General features: G+C 63.9%; 2 protein-coding genes. Both read left to right on the top strand.

Features of this window, described 5'->3' with window-relative positions:
* On the top strand, window positions 1-1,339 hold a 1,339-nt coding region (locus WCE35_RS19510; protein ID WP_424594959.1), incomplete at its 5' end, for an alkaline phosphatase D family protein.
* Between the two features lie 305 nt (window positions 1,340-1,644).
* Window positions 1,645-3,187 (top strand): translational GTPase TypA (typA, locus tag WCE35_RS19505; RefSeq protein ID WP_424594958.1); only part of this gene is annotated, 1,543 nt, incomplete at its 3' end.

Raw genomic sequence — 3,187 nt, 5'->3', positions numbered from 1 at the left:
CTTCAACAACGCCAGGGCCTTGCCGCCGATCGCGGCGCTGCCCGAAAGCGATTTTGCGGCAAAAATGTTGCTGGAAAACCTGCCCTCCGGTCAGGACATCTTTTATCGCGTCCGGTTCCGCGACCTCTCCCATATCGAGATTCAGAGCGAACCGGTGGTCGGCCGTTTCCGTACCGCGCCCGGCCATCGCCGCGACGTCAGTTTTGTCTGGGGCGGCGACGTCGCCGGCCAGGGCTGGGGCATCAATCCCGATGACGGCGGCATGTTCACCTTCGCCACCATGCGCAAACACAAGCCGGACTTCCTGCTGCATTCGGGCGACAGCATCTATGCCGACGGCCCGATACAGCCCGAGGTCAGGCTCGCCGACGGCAAGATCTGGAAGAACATCACGATCCCGGAGAAGGCAAAAGTCGCCGAGACGCTCGACGAATTTCGCGCCGCCCACAAGTATAATTTCATGGACGAGCATGTGCGCGCCTTCAACGCCGAGGTGCCGATCTTCGTGCAATGGGACGATCACGAGGTCACCAACAACTGGTCGGCCTCAAAACAGCTCCCCGCCGCCTACAGGGAACGCGACGTCATGTTGCTCGCCGCGCGGGCCGCACGCGCCTTCCACGAAATGTACCCGATGCGGGAGAGCATCGTGGAGCCGGGCCGGATCTATCGCACGATCAATTATGGACCCCATCTCGATGTCTTCATGCTGGACGAGCGCAGCTATCGCGGGCCCAACGGTCCCAATATGCAGACCGCCTACGGCCCCGAAAGCTACTTTCTCGGACCCGACCAGCTCGCCTGGCTGAAGCGCGGGCTGTTGAACTCGCGCGCCACCTGGAAGGTGATCGCCTCCGACATGCCGCTCAGCATCATCGTCTATGACGATGCGGCGAACAAGAAGGGTTCGGAGGCCTTCGCGCAGGGCGACGGCCCGCCGCGCGGCCGCGAACTGGAAATCGCCGACGTCCTGCGCTTCATCAAGACCGCGGGCATCGTCAACACGGTGTGGCTGACGGCGGATGTGCATTATGCCGCCGCGCATTACTACAACCCCGACAAGGCGCAGTTCCAGGAGTTCGACCCGTTCTGGGAATTCGTCTCCGGCCCCCTGCATGCCGGAACATTCGGCCCGAACGAACTCGACAACACTTTTGGGCCCGAGGTGAAATTCATCAAGGCGCCGGGACCGGACAAGCAGAACCTGCCGCCCTCCGCCGGCATGCAGTTCTTCGGTCACGTCAGGATCGACGGCGCAACCGGACAGATGACGGTGACGTTGCGCGACCGCGCCGACGTCGCGCTGTGGTCGACGACGCTCGATCCGAAGCCGGTGTAACGCAGCGGTCGGGGCGCCGCCCGGGCCGCGCTTCAGGGCGAAAGGGGTTCTGAAGGCGCAATCGCACGGCGCTTCCCTGCAAAAATGAGCTAACCGGACACCAAACAATCCATTGTTTTTTGGCGTTTTCTGACTATATTGCGCTGCAACGAGTAAGGTGTGCCCGGTCCCCTTTGGCCGGGCTTCCTTTTTGGGGGCCGGAGCGCCCCATCACCATCCAGGTTTTTGAGCGCGATCCGGAAAAGTGGGTCCCGGTTTTCCGGCGAGATCGCGCTCCCGACCATTGCCCGACCAGAAGAACAGCCATGAACCTTCGCAACGTCGCCATCATCGCCCACGTCGACCACGGCAAGACCACCTTGGTCGATCGCCTGCTGCAGCAATCCGGCACCTATCGCGACAACCAGCGCGTGGTCGAGCGCGCGATGGATTCCAACGATCTGGAGCGCGAGCGCGGCATCACCATTCTGGCCAAGGCCGCCTCGGTGCAGTGGAAGGACACCCGCATCAACATCGTCGATACGCCGGGCCACGCCGATTTCGGCGGCGAGGTCGAACGCATCCTCAACATGGTCGACGGCGCGCTGGTGCTGGTGGACGCCGCCGAAGGCCCGCTGCCGCAGACCAAATTCGTGGTCTCCAAGGCGCTCAAGGTCGGGTTGAAGCCGATCGTCGTCATCAACAAGGTCGACCGTCCCGACGCGCGGCCAACCGAAGTCATCAACGAGGTGTTCGACCTGTTCGCGGCGCTCGACGCTTCGGAAGAGCAGCTCGATTTCCCGATTCTCTACGGTTCGGCCAAGCAGGGCTGGATGGCGGAAAGGCCGGAGGGTCCGAAGGACGCCGGCATGCAGCCGCTGTTCGACCTGATCCTGCGCCACGTCGCGCCGCCGACCGTCGAACAGGGCCCGTTCCGCATGATCGGCACCATTCTGGAGGCCAATCCCTATCTCGGCCGCATCATCACCGGCCGCATCACCTCCGGCAGCATCAAGCCCAACCAGGCCGTCAAAGTGCTCGGCGGCGACGGCAAGCTGATCGAGAACGGGCGGATCACGAAAATCATCGCGTTCCGCGGCATCGAGCGCACGCCGCTGGAAGAGGCCGGAGCCGGCGACATCGTCGCCATTGCCGGCCTCTCCAAAGGCACCGTCGCCGACACCTTCTGCGATCCATCCGTCGATACGCCGCTGAAGGCGCAGCCGATCGATCCGCCGACGGTGGCGATGTCGTTCATCGTCAACAACTCCCCGCTCGCCGGCACCGAAGGCGACAAGGTGACCAGCCGCATGATCCGCGACCGCCTGCTGCGCGAGGCAGAAGGCAATGTCGCGCTGCGCGTCACCGAAGCCTCCGACAAGGATTCCATGGAAGTGTCCGGCCGCGGCGAATTGCAGCTGGCGATCCTGATCGAGACCATGCGCCGCGAAGGCTTTGAACTGTCGGTGTCGCGCCCGCGTGTGGTGCTGAAGCAGGACGAGGCGACCGGGGCGTGGCATGAGCCGATCGAAGAGGTCGTGATCGACGTCGACGAGGAGCATTCCGGCGTCGTGGTGCAGAAGATGAGCGAACGCAGGGCCGAGATGATCGAGATGCGGCCATCCGGCGGCCATCGCCTGCGGCTGGTGTTCTACGCGCCGACCCGCGGCCTGATCGGCTATCAGGGCGAGCTGCTCACCGACACCCGCGGCACCGCGATCATGAACCGCCTGTTCCACGGCTACGCGCCCTACAAGGGCGACATCCAGGGCCGCCGCAACGGCGTCCTGATCTCCAACGACCAGGGCGAGGCGGTGGCCTATGCGATGTTCAAGCTGGAGGATCGCGGCCCGATGATGATCGAGCCGG

Origin of the sequence: Bradyrhizobium sp. (assembly GCF_049691595.1) — a bacterium.
Classification (GTDB): Bacteria; Pseudomonadota; Alphaproteobacteria; order Rhizobiales; family Xanthobacteraceae; genus Bradyrhizobium.
This window is presented reverse-complemented; position numbering and strand designations above follow the sequence as displayed.